Genomic DNA, 16,736 nt, shown 5'->3' with positions numbered 1-16,736 from the left:
GGATGGCAGGAAGCAGTACAAGGTCTCGCCGGAGTTATTGAGACCTCTCCGGGACGTGAAGTAGGTCAACTACGTCTTGGAATGAACGCTTACTTGTTAACTTAGGTGTCCAACATATCCCATTCGTCACCTAGAACCCAACGCAGCGCTGATAACTTCCCGTTGATCATTCCCCACTCAAAGTCACTCCATGGGCCTGTATCTTCATACGTCTCTTCAATGCGTTCAGCTGATTTAATAGCACCTTGGAGGATATGCTCATGAATTACATCTGAGCCATAGCGCTCAGTTCCTTCAGCTACGATTTCAATTTCACCGTTTTCGATGAGCCATATACGGTTTTGATGACGGTTGTACCAAACCTTATCGACCAGCTCATCCATGGAGTCTAATATTTCTCTCAACCCTCTGGTTTCTTCTGAAAAATCATGTTCAAACTCGACTTCAGCAAGCAAATCAGGATCAATGTGGTCAATAGCTGGAGCTAGATTATTGAAATAGAAAGAGTTCGAAAATGAAAATATCTCGTCAAAATCCGAATGCGGTTTTCGATGATCTTTCGAGGAAAAGTCGTTATGGTTATGGGTAACAAAAATGCAAGTATCACAGCTACGATTTAGGCTACTCATAAACTCGAAAAACTGCTCAATGATGACAGCATCTGCAACAGAGTTTTTGCTTATATGAAACGGTGCTCTTTTTTCTAGTCCTCGTTGAACGGCAGCGATTTTTGAACGCTCACTAACTGGAGTTACCACTGCCGATTCAATTAGTCTTTCAACTCTATAGATAGTTGCGTAATTTGCCTCGGTTAAAAGGGGCAGTCTTGCATTGATATCATTTAAAACGTCTATGGTCGCTCCTTGCTTTTCACCAGCAAACTCATTTACCACAGCCTTGACCTGCTTAAACTCTTGAGACAGTCGTTGTGCAGTTTTCTTCGCCACACTCTCCTTATTTCGCTCATACTCCTCAATAACCAGGTCAGCCAAGACTAATTTTACGCTGTTCGAACTCACAAGCTCCTCTAGTGCAGACACTAGAGGGAGATCACTTCTTTTCGTAGAAACATCCAGCAAAACACATGTATCGAGAAAGATGTAATTCATATAATGCTTATTCTCGCTTGTCTCTTGTCACTGATTCTGGCTCAAGTTAACGCTGATAGTAACCAGCGCCGGAGCGCAGCGGAGGGAACCAAAAACGGTACGCTTTTGGCGTCCGGTTGACCTCTTGGTTATGTTTTATTTCGGCAGTAAGGTCAAAACACTCTGCACTAGACCGCTTTGGTACAACTGGAAGATGCCAGCAGAGACAGTTGTGATATCGGAACCTACTCCCAGCCAACTACGGAGTTTCGATGAGCTCACTTCTCGAATGACATCATCTTGACTCAAGTCCGGTTTGTTTATGGCTTCCAATACTGCGAGAAGGTCTTTGGGAGGAGTTCCTTCAGCTAGTCCCAACTGTTGCATGAGCGATGGTGGATCACGAAGGTCGATGGCACGCTCGCATCCTTCAATATTGAGCCCATCAGCTGTAATTGGAGCATCCGCAGGTGCGCTGATTCCAGTACCACAGTTCACGATCCTGACATTTTTCAGATTGACCGCCATACGGCTCTCCTACTCAAAAAAACATAACGCTCGAATCAGTGGCCAGCATTAGCGGATTCGCTGAATTCGCTTGTTAACAGCTTATCTGCCATAGCTTCAAGTGGCTCAAGTTCTAGCGATTTTATGACGTATCCCAAATTGTTGGGTATGGATGTCTCGGCGATGGGTCTGCTACTTGTGGGAATCGGAACTACAACAATTTCGCCATTTGCTCTATGCTGTGGCCCTGCGTATAAAACTCCAAGTAGCTTCACTCTTGAACCCACAGCTAAATTACCGTTGCGGTCGACGTAACTGCCAAAATTCGCTAAGAATACTGGGCTTCCGCTAGATCCTGGAAAACAGGCCATGTCCACTACAAACTGCTTTTTACCCAGATAGTCGTCACCCGGAATTGTGGCGATAATTCCTCTTCTGGCAATAGAACCATTATTAGCGCTATCCCATATACCGTTCGGGTAGCCAATCATCGTAACTTCTTCCATCGGGAGAAGTTCACTGAACTCCGACTCTATTGTGGATATATTCTTATCAAAGCTGTAAATTGCCGGCTGAAGATTTCTCCCCTTAAAGTGATTGTATATCGGTGCTGATAATATCGCGCATAGATCTACACTATCATCGGGGTGAAGAAGAACATTGCTTCCGTCAATTGAATATTGAATATTTTCAAACTTGCCTGTCAGATTTCCTTGCCTGTCTGCAGTGCTTACTGGAAAGGATATTTCAATTGCTCCATCTATGACGTGCTTGTTAGTCACTATTGCAGGCACATGAGAGCCGTCCTCCCTTACAGCAAACCGGTAAGCGAAGCCAGAGCCGGTTGAAATCTGGCCATTCCCCATTTTCGCCTCAATGCGAACTACACTTTTCATTAACTGATCAAGGATGTGCATAAGTTTCCTGTTAACACCGTATTATACAGCGCATTCTATGATTGAATGAACGTGCTGGCACTTCTTCCGGCAAAATTCAGCCTGCGAGCCCCCACCCTAAGCCTATGATTTTTTGGTCTAATAACTTCCATTAGGCCGTATAGTTAAAATTCGCGTTCCTACTGAATTTCCAAGAATAGCCGCTTTGGGTCGATAGTGCGCTTGTTTGATCTAGAGTTATTCGCCACTTTTTCTAACGGACATTACTGATCGCTACGCCTCCAATACTCTTCACGACTTATTGGATCAGTCATTAATCCATTACAAAGTTGATTATACTTTACAAATAGGATTTCAAGATTTGAAAAATCACGACGCATTTCATCAAACTGCTGGATGCGTGCCATCTCCGCCCTAGCCTTTGTAACCTCAATATTACTAAGGGTAACCCCCTTTAGGAATGCTTCATTCGCAAGAGCAGTGAATTGCTCGGCCAAGTCGCTCTGCCCGCCGCGACGTACGCCTTCAGAAGTAATTGTGTAGTAACTCCAACACTGTGCATAATCGGCTGCAAAGTTTGATCGGACGTAGTCCTCGTCGGCGGCTTGAGCATGGATAGAAAATGCCATTAATACAACGAATACAATAGCTATTACTTGAGACTTAATTATTATCATCTTCCGCCACCTTTAAGCCCATAACACCAATCATTGTGAATACCCCATATACTCAAAGAACGTGATCGTCGCTTTGATCGGCATGGCCGCTCAGGGTCGAAATCTGCCTTAAGCAGCTCTCTATACCAGTCCAAAAGCGTGGCGAAACTGCATAGCACGCTTAGGCGTCTCTATCACCAAAATAGTCATCCGTCGCCACGAGCCCCAAGCGGTCATCTGTATTGAAAACCTGATCTCTATCGCTATCTTCGCTGAACAAATTTTGCACGCGGCGTTCTTGTTTGAAGTAAGCCAACGTGCTGAAAAAACAGCTTTCGCAAAGGTGAACTTCATAGCGCTCGCCGTCGTGTTGAGAGCCATAGCCCCAATGGGCTTTGAGGGTGGCGTACTCAAGATTTTCATCTGCTACACGTGTTGTGGTTAGGCATACATCGCACACCACATCGGTGACGGCCTCAACTTCTACTTTTTCAGTCACTTTCATTGCTATGCTCCTCGCCTACCGACCATGTACTCACTAACATGGCACGTGCAATGCGTGCCTATCTCGGCGAATGCTCATCACCTGATTGGGTGGCTAGAACAGGCTCTTCCACCTGCATGGCTTCCCAGTCGTCAACGCCTATAGGCTCAAATGGCAGCTCATATTTGCCGACCGAGCCCTTAAGCCGCTGCAGAGGGCCGCCGTTTGCTTTTACATCACTGGACTCATTAGATTTTTGCATCTAAGTGCCTTCTGCAGTGCGTGCGAAACCATGAATGCAGTATCACGATAGACTCATTAACCTTAATCCACCCCAAGCGCTTTGACCACTGCGTCAATCGGTTCGGCATAGAAGCTGGTTTGAAACTTGGTGAACAGCTCTCCGGGGATGGTAGGAATATCCATGGCACTGCTCATGGGCAGGGTGACGCGCTTGCCACCGGCGTCAAAGGCAACCTGCAGGCATTCTGCTAAGCTCGCGACGGGCTTCAAGCTGCCCCCTAGGCTCATGTCGCCCAGCACGACCATTTGGCTTTGCGTAGGTTTACCTACCAGGCCTGAAGAGAACGCAACCAGGCTGGCGAGTGAGAGGTCACGCAACACACCGCTATTTTGCAGGTCGACCACATGAAGGTGGAAATCATGCTCCAACACCTTGCGGGCTCCGCTGATGCGGCTGGCATTGGCCTTGAAGTAATCGAACGCCATTTTGACCTGCTCTTTGGCGGCCGTGGAATTCCAGAGCCCTGACATGGCCAGCTTGCCGCTGCCTGCGGTTACTTGCATTTCGATGCGATAAACTCCCGGCATGCCTTTATCGCTGAGGCCAATGGTATGCACCACGCCTGGCTTGCCTTGGCCTTCTGGAATTAGGCCGCCACCGCCCTGCTCTTTCACCGACACAAAGTGCTCTTCCAGGGTCTCTTTGTCGATGTAGCTGAAATGAACATCGTAAAACTCCATGCCACCAATCTTTTTCAGCTGCTCCTTCACGCGGCGGCGTACCTGCATGGCGTATTCCAGGCAATCCCGCACATCATCTTTCATGTACTCCCCATGGGGAAACATCAGCTTCAGCAGGCCCGACACCGTTTTACGTACCGCGATCACGTCACGCTGGTTGAGGTTGTCGCCCAGAGAGAAGTAGCGATCAATCGCATCAGCGAAGCTGCGCTTGCGCATTTCACGGAAGAATTCCGCTAGGTAATCGACGATAAACCCATAGCGCTGAGTGAAGAATGAGGGCCGCATCTTGGGGATTTCCCAGCCGGGAATATAGGCATGGAAGCGGTCAAAGAAGGCAGCATCAATCATGGCATCGGGGAATGGCGTCAGCAGGTGGCTGGTTTTTACCAGCGACTCCACGCTTTGGTTGATGTTGCCGACGAACACCATCGAGGCTGAGGCTTCCATCTGTTCGCGCCCACGGGCAAAAGAGCCAGAGGCCATGTAATCCTTCATGATCTGCACCCCGTCCTTATCCTTGAACGAGATACCGGCCACTTCATCGAACGCTACCAAATCCCACATGCCCACCAGGCCAATGCGCCGTGAGCTCATGTTATAGAACAGGTTAGCCACCGTGGTTTGCCCGCCAGAGACCAAAATGCTGTTGGGTGAACACTCTTTGTAGATATGGCTTTTGCCAGTGCCCCGTGGCCCTAGCTCGCAAACGTTGTAGTTGTTCTCGACAAACGGAATCATCCTGGCCAGCAGGTGCCACTGTACGCTTTCGTCTAGCTCGGCAGGCTCCATACCAATCGAGCGAATCAGCACTTCACGCCATTGAGTATTGGTAAACCCACGCCGCCCTTCAAACAGCTCTTCCATGTTCATGTGGGGCATCTGAATCGGTTTGAGCAGGCTAACGCCAAACGGCGAGCTTGTTTGCCCCTCTTCATGAAAGTAGCTGAGCGTGGCAATCACCCAAATACCGCCTACCAGCAGCTTCTCGTGCTCTTTAACAATGCCTGCAGAGATTTCGGCATCCTTGATGCCCAGGTTACTGAACGCCGCTTCATAGCGGTCTTTTTTCTCATTAAGACGCACCGTGACACGATCAATCACCTTGAAGCTGCCGCGCTCGCGCACGATGGATTTCACTTTCTCCGCTTCATCCGGGCGAACGTAGTTATCCGTCAGAATCGCTTTAACGTTTTCCAATCCCGTAGCGATCACCTCAGTATCATCAGAGGCGCAGTACATACCCAACAGGTACTCCAGCACATACACGGGCACGTTTGCGCCCTCTTTCACGCGCTGGGTGAGATCCTTACGCACCACGCGGCCCGCAAAGTGGGTGTTGAGCAGCGTATCCAGATCGGCGTCCTGAAGGGCATCGGTCACTTGCGTGGCGGAAGATGAGTCAAAATCCATGTGGGCGGTCACTCCTGAACGACGAAAAAAGCACAATGCACAAACATAAAAGCTTTCCAGCTGATGACGGGCCTAGAAAAAATCATCCGTAAACGCGAGATCGATCACCACCCGGTAGCGCTCCCGCTCGGTGCCCAAGTCTTTATCGCGCAGCACCAGGAAGTAGTCGTTTTTACGGTCGAATGACGTGCCCGATAGCGAGAGGCGCACCGACTTCATGCGCTCGTTCATATTGTCGCTTGCGCTATCGAAGGTCACGACCTCTTCACTGGAGACCACCTCGCTGCCCGCGTAAATCGCCACCGACAGCGTGACCGGGCGGAGGCGCTCGCTCACCGCTTCAGTTTGCAGCAGGTCGAAGCGCTGAATGTTATTGACCATTTTCAGCGATGCCTTGGGTGAGATCACCTCCACCTTGCGACTGGTGCGCTTTTCCACCTTCTCGCCCCGCAGCTGCTGAACGGTGAGCACGGGCACCACAATTTCCTGGGGCATAATGCCCCCATGTACAAAGCGCGCCCCGCCGACAAAGTGAAAACGGTGTGCGCCTTTGGGTATCCAGAACTGGGTATCGCAGGTGGTGCCTGCCGTATCGCGGGTGTGGCCGTGCCACACACTGGGGTTATCGGGCAGCGACTCGCCCAGCACATAACGCTTTTTGCTTTTGAAGGCCGACGTTGGCTTGTCTGACAGCGCCGTGCGGTCGGTAGCATCCAACGCGCTGCGCTGGAACAGGAAACCGTGGTCGGCGGTGACCAGCACCGTGCTGGTGTTCAGGTGCATGAGAATTTTACGGGTCAGCTGATCCAGCTCATCAATGGCATCCTCCACCGCTGCAAACGTCTCGCTTTCAGTGTTAGCGGCATCCCCACGGGCATCCACCACGTTGTGATAAACGTACATCAGCTGCACGCCTTTGATCTTTTCGCGCCCCTCTTCACGGCTCCAACCTTTTACGTCCTCGGCGGTCACGGCTAACGCCTCCCCGCCAAGGGCTGCTTTGAGTAACTTGCTGCGGTTCGCCGTGCCTTGGGTGGATTGGCCATTCACCAGCACCGTATCGCTGCCCGGCTGATAGCTGAGCTCTCGGTGCGGTAACAGCGAGGCCATTCCCAGCGTGGTGTAGCTAGGCACCACACCTAACTGGCTTTTTAACGTCGCTTCGCTATAGCGCTTGGCATTAATGCGCTCACGCAGCTCTTCTGCCGCTTCATAGCGGAAGGCATCACTAATCACCACCACCACACGCTTTTGGCGACTAGCGGCTAGCTGGGGTTGAACCCAGTCGCGGTAGAAATGCTGCTGGCTGGGGATATTGGGTAGCTTCCAGTGGGTGAGCCGCTGCTCGGCTTCCACGCGCTCGCTCCAGTTACGGGTGAGCTGGCCCAGGAACCACTCGTCATAACAGCGCTCAACGGCGGCATCCAGGTTTTTAAGCAGCTCCACGCCGGTGGCATCAGACGCCACGGCATAATGGCGATAGGCGGTATCAAAACGGTAGAGATCTGTTTGGTAAGCGTGGTAGAGCGCCTCAACACTCTCGTAATGAAAGCCTTTGGCATGCTGATGACGCAGGCTAAACAGCGCAATCGACGCGGTAAGCGCGGCATATAGCTGCCGGTAGCGCTCGCGGCGGGCATCGTTTTTATGCCGCGATGCCCAATAACCGTCCAGGCGCGCCACAATGATGCTGTCGAATAGCTTCAGGTCGCGGGCATCCGCCGTGGGAATCGCCTGGCAGAGATCGACAATGATCTGCTTCTCCACCACCTCAAACGTCGCCACATGGCTTAGCTGTTCTAACGGCACATCCTGCAGCTTGTCATCAATGCGCTGGGCATCCGCCACCCACCCGGAGATCACATCAAACGCGGGGTAAAAGCGTGAACTATCTCGCCAGCGAGTGAGCAGCGCTCGGGAGGATGCACGCGCATTAACAGAGGGAATGGCCACCTGACGCGCCCAGTCAGGAATATCAGAAATGCTCTCGCAGTAGCCGGTAATCAATAACCGCAGCATTAACTGGCCGAAGTTCAGCGGCACGTCACCGCTGAGCTCTGCTTGGCTGGCGGGGTAACCCACTTCGGCCTGCAGGGCGCGCACCAACGCAGGCACCAAGGCGTACTTTTCCGCTTCAATCAACGCCGCTGGGTTGGCCTCTAGCCCTAGCTCATTGGCCACCGCCTCTTCAGCCAAGTGGAACAGCAGCGTGGCCACGTCAAGAGACGTGGCCCCCACCACCACGGCCAGCATCGCCAGATCCAGCTCATCTTCACTGAGAGAAGGCGTGACCAAACGCTTCAGGGCATCAATACGCTTACGGCTAGCTAAAAACGCCTGCCGCTGCGCCAAGTGCTCGCGCAGTACGTGGCGCGTTAGGCCCAGCTCGTTGAAAATCATCGAAACGCGGTCGGCGTAGAAGCGGCCAGAGTACAGCTTTATATCCAGCAGCCAGTCGTCTTCTGGGGCTGGCTCGGCGTAGGGAAAGTAGAGCAACGTGGGCATTTCCGGCTCCTCTAGCTCCAGGCGTAGCTTCACGCCCAGGGTGGACTCCCCCGCCATATTGATCACCTGAACGCCTTCCAGCGCAAGCTCGCTGAGCGAATCCGCAAAGTGGCCAGGGGCGTCGTACCAGAAGACAATCCGATGGCGGTCGGTGAAGAAGGCGTGTTGTAAGCCCTGTTGGAGTTGGTCGAGCTGCATCTAGCCTCCTTGCCACATAAACGTTAAAACTTGCTGCCAGTCACGCCGCCATCTCATAGATAGCGACGTGTACTTGGACGCTAAAAGACTTAGGATTCAAAATATTATCACGTTCGGATCAGTAAAAGCGGCAGCGCTGCCTAGCCATGCACTGCTCTGCTCTGCTCTGCTCTGGCACGGGAAAATATACATCAGTCATTTTTTATCAGATTCAGCATATTGGCAGGCGCGATAAAAACGTCCTTTTTACCGACTTTATATTTTTTCAGCAGATGATACTTATCTGATAGCGCTAACAAGTCGGTTCGTGCGGTCTGATAAGCAATCCCATGGGAATTCTGATGGGATTTAATGGTGTACTCCATCCCAGGGTTATCCAACGCATTTTTTAACAGCCCCAGCTGCCGATGGTTGAGCAAACCATTGAGCTTTGATTTCTTGAGGATTTTTTCAGCCTCTCTGTACTCTCCTGCTTTGTCAGTGAGGTAGCGATGCAGATCAGCAATCGATTTTTTGATCACTTCAAGCTGATGAATAATGAAATAAGTAACATCATTACCATCCGTTTCTGTATGCAGGTATGCCGCCATGTATTGTGCGGGTGCCTGCTTCAGCACCCGAGAGATAGAGATATACTCCATCAGCCAATACCCCTCCTTGGCCATCACCCAATAGAAAAGAGCCCGTGCCGTTCTGCCATTGCCATCCACAAAGGGGTGGTCATACCCAATCATGAAGTGGACAACGATGGCCTTGATAACAGGCGGTATAAAGCTAGCCTCGTTCTCATTTTCCGCATTGACGAAGTCACATAGCTGCTGAATACGGTCATCAAGCTCTTGATAGGATGGCGGCGTATGTAGCAGCTTGTCATCGAGTGAGTACACCCTTATGTCTTCATCTGGACCTCGAAAAACACCGGCTTTATCAGCATCTTCTGTCACGATCTTATGTAATTCGCATATCATTGACTTCGTGAGTGTTTCTTCCTTGTACTCACGAATGAAACGCATGGCGTTATAGTTGTTAAGAATCATTTTTTCAGAATGATCTTTGGGTTTTCTTCCCGAACGTAGCATATCCTTGGCCACCTGGCGGGTGGTTGAAGCCCCTTCCAGTTGGCTCGAATTGATGGCTTCTTCAATCAGCGAGTTGATCAGGTAAGTTTGCTTTGTGTGAGGGTCTGAGATTTTACTGTCTGCCTTGATTGCCCCCGTCGCGTTCTCACTGATCCAGAGAATGTCACGCATCACGGTATCCGGTATGCAAAACCGAAAGGGAGCCCCCTGCTTATCCTTAAAAGATAGGTCTCTGGAAATTTTCTCTCGCGCGTTGCGCATGGCCAGCCAGTAAAGCTCGGCATCATAACCTTTAGGCATGGCCAGATGCCTAAGCTTGTCCCAGTGTAGGTAACGGCCTTTACTGTCCGTCGGCCCAACCGCCTGACCAAAGAGCAACGCCATTTTAGCGACATCGCCACTTTTGAGCAGCTCAAGTAGCTTTTCCTGGGACGGTGGAGAGACAGGCACCTTCATCACATTGCTCCAACTACTAATTTATTAAATATTAGTATATGAGCCACAATAGGAGCTTGCTACTTATTATTTTTCTCTTCACGGCTGCCGTTCAATTTCTAGCGCTGATTCATCCCCGCAGTGAATGAAAAAATACCCTTTGGTGATACGCGATGATGAAAACGTAAACCAACCACGGCCAGATTTCTCATCGCCCTCATCATTGCCCGACCAACTGAAATCGATACGCTTGCCGCCTTCTGAAAGGCGGTAGTCAAGCTGGCCTTCAACAGCACCGAAGATAAAATAGCCGAGTCCATTTTCATCAAACCGGAAGTGGCCCGGCTCAATCAAATCGACAAATTCCTGATCCCACGTTTCCATCCAGGTGATACGCCAGCGGCCAATAGGAGTTGTCATCAAAGCTCCATACATTGCACTTTATGGATTGATTTCATCTGCGAAGATATCATGCTCAATAGCATCCTCAATCGCGGAATCCAGGCGTATAAGCAACGCCTCAAACGACTCGCCAGGCCGCCTAGCTAACATCGCAAGGCAATTAGCTTCATCGCTTGCAGAAGCACCGCAGCGCACCGGCCCAATTCTACCGATGGTGATTTCACCCTCGTTATCAATCAGCTCTTCGATATTTTTAAGCTCCATAAATCACTTCCCCACCACTTGCTTCACCTCAGCCAACAAATCCCCAAATTTCCCATAGTTCACCTTCACCCCATCATCCAGATCCAGTGAGATGCGCTGGTCGGCGTAGTGGCGGAGTTTTTCATCGAAGGTGTTGAGTTCGGCTTGTTGCTTGTAGAGCTTGCTCAATTCCTTCTCGATGGCTTTTGCTTCTGCGGCGGAGGTGCTGGCGTCTTTGTCTTGTTCTAGCTTTTCCACGTAGCTGGCGAGCTTGGTGGTGAGCGGGATGACGTAGTCGGTGCGCATCTCGGCCAGGGTGCTTTCGTTGTAGCGATGCAGGTAGACCAAGCACTCGAAGGCTTTCTGCTTGCCGGAGGAGAACAGCCAGTAGATGGGGCGTTTTTTGTAGGTGCGCAGGTGGTCTTTGAAGAACTGGGTGCTGAGGTAGCGGCGGATGGTCTCTAGCGCAGCCTCACCCTTCTTGGATTTGATGGCGTGTAGGCAGAGGCTTTCAGCGACGAAATCGAGATTTTCTTGCAGGTGCTCTTCGCCCCACACGGTACGCACAAAGTCGCGGAAGCGGTTGGTGGCGTCGTCGGGGAACCATTCCTGATCGGTGAGCGGGATGATGGCATTGTCATCCGGGGCGAAGTTTGGCTCGGGGATCTGGGCGAGGTAGTCGCGGACGGTTTCGCCCTGACTGGCGAGGATCAGGCCGGGCTTGTCCAGCGAGTAGCGGCCCATCATGCAGCCGATGGCGTAGCTGACCAGCTCTTTGAGGGTGTCGCATTGGAGCAGGGTTGCCAGCTCTTCTTTGGGGCGGTTCCCACCGTAGCGGTAGTGAGGGTTGCAGGTAAGGGTAATTTCTTCGAATGGGATTTTTGGCGTCAATTCATTTTGAAGATTATACGCCTCATTGAATAAGCAGTTGTTTTTCTCTTCAAGCTCCATTGCCCTAAGAGCATAATTTTTCCACTCAGCTTCAATATATTTATATGCATCTCTTACCTTTTTTTCTTTTTCAACCTGCTTGAGCAAGCTAGGCGATGCAAAATTCCAAGATATTTCATAGGAGTCCCAGTCTTTTTTTGTGATGCACACAAGCTCTCTAACAGTTTTTGATATTGGCTCTATATTTTCAGCTTTATAGAAAGGCAGACATGAAATATTCCCTGCTTGAACATGCAGTGTTGGATTCAGCGCATTTAGAGACAATGATGCAACTTTAGATGCAAGAAAACCAAGACTTATATATTCGTCTTCTTCATTTTTTGGAAAAAGCGCAGGGCCGCTTGCATCAAAAATAAATCCCTCCGGATATACTCTAACGCCAAGTTGGCTGAAGCTAGTAACATCAGTCCAACCTATCATCTTATTAAAGTAAAACTCTTCTGACCGGACTGACGCCTTTCCTGTCGCTTTTATTGCACTACCGTCATTTTTCCAGAAAACAACCCAACTTTGGTTTCCATACCACTTCCTGAATTCTCCACCTTTGTTATATGGTACCCAGTACTCTTTCCCAATTTTTTTATAATCAACCTCTGTCCATATTCGGACAAATCTTTCGTTGTCAGCGGTTGTCATACCCCCGCGAACGGGCATTGCATCTCCAAGAAGCATAGATTTATTAAATTTTTCTACAATTTTTTTACTTAGCCAATACGCAAACGGACTCCCCGGAATCTTCTTGAAATCGTCCGGCTTGGCGTCATAGAACCAGCCGCAGTCGCGGTTCTGAATGGCTTCGAGCAATGCGCCTTTCTTCTCGGCTTCAGATTTTCCGTCCACCAACCGCAGATAAGCGCCCTGGTAATCCGGCTTGGCGATTTTCTCCATGACAAAGGCAGTGGCGGAGACAACTTCCCCACTGATGCTGTCAAAGGCTCTGCCGCCCAAATGCGCCATGGTGATAATGGTGGTGTTATCCAACAGCCAGTCGCGGAGCTTTTCGTAGCTGGAAAGAAACATCCATGACTGCATATTGATCTGGGCGTTATAGCCCTGCGGTGCCAGTAAGCTGAAGGCGTGCTCCATAAAAATCGCGAACAGATCCGACTTGCTGTTGGGGTAGGCGTTTTTGGCGTAGTCCTTCAGCGCCTTATTCATGCCTTTACTGCCCATATACGGCGGATTCGCCACTACTGCATTGTAGCGCTGCGCCAATACCCTGGCCTGCTGCACAATGGGCACTAACCGCTGAGCAGCGGCCTTTTGCATCATATCGCCGCTATTGCTTAGCTCGGTCAATTCTTCCAGCAGTGCTTTGAGCGGCTCTTCCAGCTCATTGGGCACTTCAATCAGCGAGCCGAAGGTTTTGGCATCCTGAAAGCGCTCAATCAAGTCGGCAATCAGTTTGTAAGTGGCGTCGTTGTTGGCAAGCTCCTGCTGTTCGCTCTCAAACAGGCTTTGGGATTGGCCCTGGTGCCAGTCACCGGTGAGGTTCAGGTCGCGCCATAGGGTATTGGCATCTAGATGCTGGCTGCTCTGCATGGCCAGCACGTTTAGGCGCACGTTGCGCGTCAAAATCCGGCGGTCGTCTTCACGGGCTTTCATCAACAGCGCAAAGCCCGCCAGCTGGGCGGCGCGGTCGTCGATATCCAGGCCGAACAGGTTGTTTTCCAGAATCAGCTGGGGGATGTCGCGGGTGCGGTAGCCACGCTCTTCGTAAATCGCCTTCAGCACGTTGTAGGCTTCCACCAGAATATGGCCGGAGCCGCAGGCGGGGTCGAGCACCTTGATGGCTTCGGGGTCGAGGCTGGCCGGGGTGATGGCGTCCAGCTGAGCCTGTACCTCGGGCTCCTGCTCGGCGGGCTCGATGTAGTACGGCATCTCGCCTTTGAGTGGCGAGCCTGGGTAGGTTTGCAGCCACTGGCGGCCTACCGAGTTCTGCACCAGGTATTGCACGATCCAGTTGGGAGTGAACAGCTGGGTGGCGGCGGGGATGTCTTCGCTTTTCACCACCTTGCCGATCACCTGGTCTTTTTTCTCGCTGATGTAGAACTGGTAGAGCCAGCCGATCACTTCTACATCCTGCCAATCCTCTTCGGGAATCGCCTCGACCAGCTCGCGGATGAGTGAATCGGTTTTGGTCAGGTTATTGGGCAGCAGAAGTTCGCTGGCGTCGTCCAGCGGCTCGAACAGGAACGGCATGGCCTCATGCAGGGCGTGGCACTGGGCCAGCAGCAGCTCGCGGTAGAGGGTTTCATCCTGGGTGCCGTCGAGCTTGAGTTCGCGAACGCGGTCGGTGTCCAGCCCTGGTAAATCTACCTCTAAGCATTCCTCCAGAAGCTGGAACTGCCCGGCTTCGCCCCCTGCCCCACTCAGCACACGGCGGCCGTGGTCTAAGTAGCCGTGAATCTCCATATAGCGAATGGCGCACAGGCGGTTGAACCAACTGTAGGCGGCCTGCTCTATCGCTTGGGTAAAGCCATCGCGCTGCACCCACGCGGCCAGCGCTTCCCGTGCGCCTTTCAGGTGGGCGGGCACGGTGTGGGTTTGGCCATCCTGGGCGGTCATCACCAACACATCGCCCTTTAGCTCCAGGGGGGCAATCACAGCGCCACCGTTGCCATCCGGGCTAATGCCCACCCGGGCCGCCTGGCGCGTCATGGTGTCGATAAAGCGGACGCGGGCCTTGGGGGCGTATTTTTTGATGTTGGCGGTGTTCATGTTAGATCCTTGAAAGTGTCTTGCAAAAAGCGCTCGCCTTGAGGGGTTAAGCGGTATTGTTGAAGGCGGCTATTGGGCTTTTCGGGCAGCGTCATTTCAATCAGCTGCTGCTGGCGTAAATTGCCTACTTGTTTATTGAGCTCACCGGAAACGCCCTTGTGACCCAGCTCACGCGCTATGGCAGCTTTACCCAGCGGCTCCTGCTGCAGTATCAACAGCACTCTGGCTGCCAGCGCTGACTCTAGCCGTGACTCTAGCCGTGACTCTAGCCGTGACTCTGACTGCACTGGCTCAGCCTGGGTCACTGAAGCTGACTGCTGGATAGAAACCGGCGTTGCCAGCCGAATACTCAAACGCACGCGGTTGGCAATTTCTTCAATATGCGGTTCAGGCAGCCCTTGGACTTGGGCTTCCGAGAAAATACGCTTCACACCGCTGCCCCACTGCTCTATCAGCCCAAGCTCACGAAATACGCGGGCAATCACTGGGTTGCGAATCATCGAAACGCCGCGTTTCATGTCTTCAATCGTCATGCCGGGCATCAATAGCCCTGGGCTTTCAATCTCGATACGGTCATCAAAAAACGCGATGCGTATAGGGCTGCCGCGTTGGGAGTAGTCGCTGTGTACCAAGGCGTTATTGACGTCCTCCCCGCCCTAAAGGACGGGGATTCCAACTTCTTGAGGGCAACGTCCTGCCCCGAGGCTGAGGATATTCCGGGCCGCATTCACGTCCCGGTCGTGGAGTACACCACACTCCACGCACTCCCAGACCCTTACTCGCAACCCGTTGACGCCCTGCGGCCCGCTAAGCGAGCCGCACGACGAACAGGCGCGGGTGGTGTTGGTTTCGCGAACGACCTTGAAGACAATGCCTGCGTGAGCGCATTTATATTCCAGCATCGTTTTCAGTTGTGACCAGCCAGCGTCGTAGACGCTTTTGGCCATCCTGGTCTTCGCGAGCCTGGTTGAGGAAACATCGCCCACGACGATTTCGCCGTACTGGTTGACGAGTTTCCGGGAAAACTTGTGCTGCGCGTCCTGGCGACGGTTCTTGATCTTGGCGTGAATAGCTTTTACCCGCCGCTTGTTGCGGGCACGCTGGGCTGTCGCCAACTGGTCTTCCATGCGGCGGTAGAAGCGGCTGTTTTCCAGCCTTCCTCCATCGCTACAGGTGGCCACATCCTTGAGCCCAAGGTCGATGCCAACGGCGCCCTGCCCAAGCGTCGGCTGCACGTCCACCTCGACCGCAACATTGAAATACCACCGGCCCCGGCTATCTTCGTTGAAACTGCCGGCACGGAACTTGTATGTCGACAGGCCGTAGCTATCCCACACCTTGAAGTAGGTGCCGTTGTGAAATACCTGCCCGTTCTTCCACTTGGCCGCGCCGGTATTGACCGGAATCCAGCCAAGTGAGCGGCGTACACCGCCGGACTTGCGCCAATTCAAGCGGGGCTTTTTGAACTGCTTGCGGCGGGCAACGTATTCAGCAGCGATGCATTGCAGCGTTTGGCTGTGCAGGCCGAGGTCCTTGCCAGCACCCTTGGTATAGGGGTGCATGTCGTAGGCAGACAGAAACAGACCTTTCTCCCGAATGGCTCGGGAAGACAGTTCGTTGAGGTAGTTCCAAACAAAATTCACGCTGCGGGCCATGCGGTTAAGCTCGGCGGCGTGTTTGTCCTTCACTCGAACCTTGAGGGTCTTGGTCTGCTTCATGGCTTCGAATATACTTGGTCTATGGAAACCAAACAAGCTATCAGAACAGGAAGACACTGCGTTTTTAAACTCCATGCCCATTTGGTATTTGTCACCAGGTATCAGGGCAAGGTGTTCACCGGCGCGCATCTCAACTCCCTCGAATTGCTTTTCGACCGAGTGTGTCGGGACTTCGAGGCGGAGCTACAGGAGTTCAACGGTGAAACCGATCACGTCCATTTGCTTGTCAACTTTCCACCCAAAGTGGCGGTATCCAGGCTGGTGAATAGTTTGAAGGGGGTATCCAGCCGGCGGATGAAGTTACTACACCCTGAACTGGTGCAGCCCGCCTACCGGAAGAACTCGCTGTGGAGTCCAAGCTACTTTGCGGGAAGTGTCGGAGGCGCCCCCCTGAGCATGGTCAAGCAGTATATTGAGCAACAATCGAGGCCGGACTAGGGGCGCTCTCGCGCCCCT

15 protein-coding genes are annotated in these 16,736 nt (G+C 52.1%); 1 reads left to right on the top strand and 14 read right to left on the bottom strand.

All coding sequences use genetic code 11. The features are described from left to right. Positions 1-101 precede the first annotated feature (101 nt). The 14 genes from ACQKE4_RS12130 to ACQKE4_RS12065 form a co-directional block, all read right to left on the bottom strand. Positions 102-1,109: a PIN domain-containing protein gene (locus ACQKE4_RS12130; protein WP_136938104.1), complete on the bottom strand. Its 1,008-nt coding sequence runs from the start codon at positions 1,107-1,109 to the stop codon at positions 102-104. A gap of 135 nt (positions 1,110-1,244) precedes the next feature. Further along, positions 1,245-1,616, bottom strand: a complete 372-nt coding sequence (locus ACQKE4_RS12125; RefSeq protein ID WP_136938103.1) for a hypothetical protein — start codon at positions 1,614-1,616, stop codon at positions 1,245-1,247. A gap of 35 nt (positions 1,617-1,651) precedes the next feature. Next, complete coding sequence (locus ACQKE4_RS12120; protein ID WP_136938102.1) at positions 1,652-2,512, bottom strand: S1 family peptidase; 861 nt, start codon at positions 2,510-2,512, stop codon at positions 1,652-1,654. 242 nt (positions 2,513-2,754) lie between these two features. Continuing rightward, on the bottom strand, positions 2,755-3,168 hold the full coding sequence (locus tag ACQKE4_RS12115; RefSeq protein WP_264018145.1) for a hypothetical protein: 414 nt from the start codon (positions 3,166-3,168) through the stop codon (positions 2,755-2,757). Between the two features lie 160 nt (positions 3,169-3,328). Next, entirely contained in the window at positions 3,329-3,652 is a 324-nt protein-coding gene (locus ACQKE4_RS12110) for a hypothetical protein (RefSeq protein ID WP_427388617.1), read from the bottom strand. Between the two features lie 58 nt (positions 3,653-3,710). Beyond that, positions 3,711-3,893 (bottom strand): hypothetical protein, encoded by a 183-nt coding sequence (locus ACQKE4_RS12105; RefSeq protein ID WP_427388616.1) that lies wholly within the window; start codon positions 3,891-3,893, stop codon positions 3,711-3,713. Positions 3,894-3,955: 62 nt separating this feature from the next. Continuing rightward, positions 3,956-6,028 carry a protease Lon-related BREX system protein BrxL gene (brxL, locus tag ACQKE4_RS12100; RefSeq protein ID WP_427388615.1) on the bottom strand — a complete coding sequence of 691 codons (2,073 nt, stop codon included), beginning with the start codon at positions 6,026-6,028 and terminating at the stop codon, positions 3,956-3,958. A 72-nt stretch (positions 6,029-6,100) separates the two neighbouring features. Beyond that, entirely contained in the window at positions 6,101-8,731 is a 2,631-nt protein-coding gene (gene pglZ, locus ACQKE4_RS12095; protein ID WP_427388614.1) for a BREX-1 system phosphatase PglZ type A, read from the bottom strand. Between the two features lie 191 nt (positions 8,732-8,922). Further along, positions 8,923-10,266 carry a Fic family protein gene (locus ACQKE4_RS12090; RefSeq protein ID WP_427388613.1) on the bottom strand — a complete coding sequence of 448 codons (1,344 nt, stop codon included), beginning with the start codon at positions 10,264-10,266 and terminating at the stop codon, positions 8,923-8,925. 78 nt (positions 10,267-10,344) lie between these two features. After that, positions 10,345-10,665 (bottom strand): hypothetical protein, encoded by a 321-nt coding sequence (locus tag ACQKE4_RS12085; protein WP_427388611.1) that lies wholly within the window; start codon positions 10,663-10,665, stop codon positions 10,345-10,347. Positions 10,666-10,686: 21 nt separating this feature from the next. Continuing rightward, entirely contained in the window at positions 10,687-10,911 is a 225-nt protein-coding gene (locus tag ACQKE4_RS12080; RefSeq protein WP_074210654.1) for a hypothetical protein, read from the bottom strand. Between the two features lie 3 nt (positions 10,912-10,914). After that, on the bottom strand, positions 10,915-14,562 hold the full coding sequence (pglX, locus tag ACQKE4_RS12075; RefSeq protein ID WP_427388609.1) for a BREX-1 system adenine-specific DNA-methyltransferase PglX: 3,648 nt from the start codon (positions 14,560-14,562) through the stop codon (positions 10,915-10,917). After that, positions 14,559-15,194, bottom strand: coding sequence for an ATP-binding protein (locus ACQKE4_RS12070; RefSeq protein WP_427388608.1), 636 nt, complete (start codon positions 15,192-15,194; stop codon positions 14,559-14,561). Before ACQKE4_RS12070 ends, pglX begins: the two co-directional genes overlap by 4 nt. A 24-nt stretch (positions 15,195-15,218) precedes the next feature. Next, positions 15,219-16,409, bottom strand: coding sequence for an RNA-guided endonuclease InsQ/TnpB family protein (locus tag ACQKE4_RS12065; protein ID WP_427388607.1), 1,191 nt, complete (start codon positions 16,407-16,409; stop codon positions 15,219-15,221). Here ACQKE4_RS12065 and tnpA point away from each other — a divergent pair. Then, on the top strand, positions 16,302-16,718 hold the full coding sequence (gene tnpA / locus ACQKE4_RS12060; protein ID WP_427388606.1) for an IS200/IS605 family transposase: 417 nt from the start codon (positions 16,302-16,304) through the stop codon (positions 16,716-16,718). The genes ACQKE4_RS12065 and tnpA overlap by 108 nt on opposite strands. Positions 16,719-16,736 lie beyond the last annotated feature (18 nt).

It is taken from the genome of Halomonas sp. NPDC076908 (genome assembly GCF_050269715.1).
In the GTDB taxonomy this organism is placed as follows: Bacteria; Pseudomonadota; Gammaproteobacteria; order Pseudomonadales; family Halomonadaceae; genus Vreelandella.
This window is presented reverse-complemented; position numbering and strand designations above follow the sequence as displayed.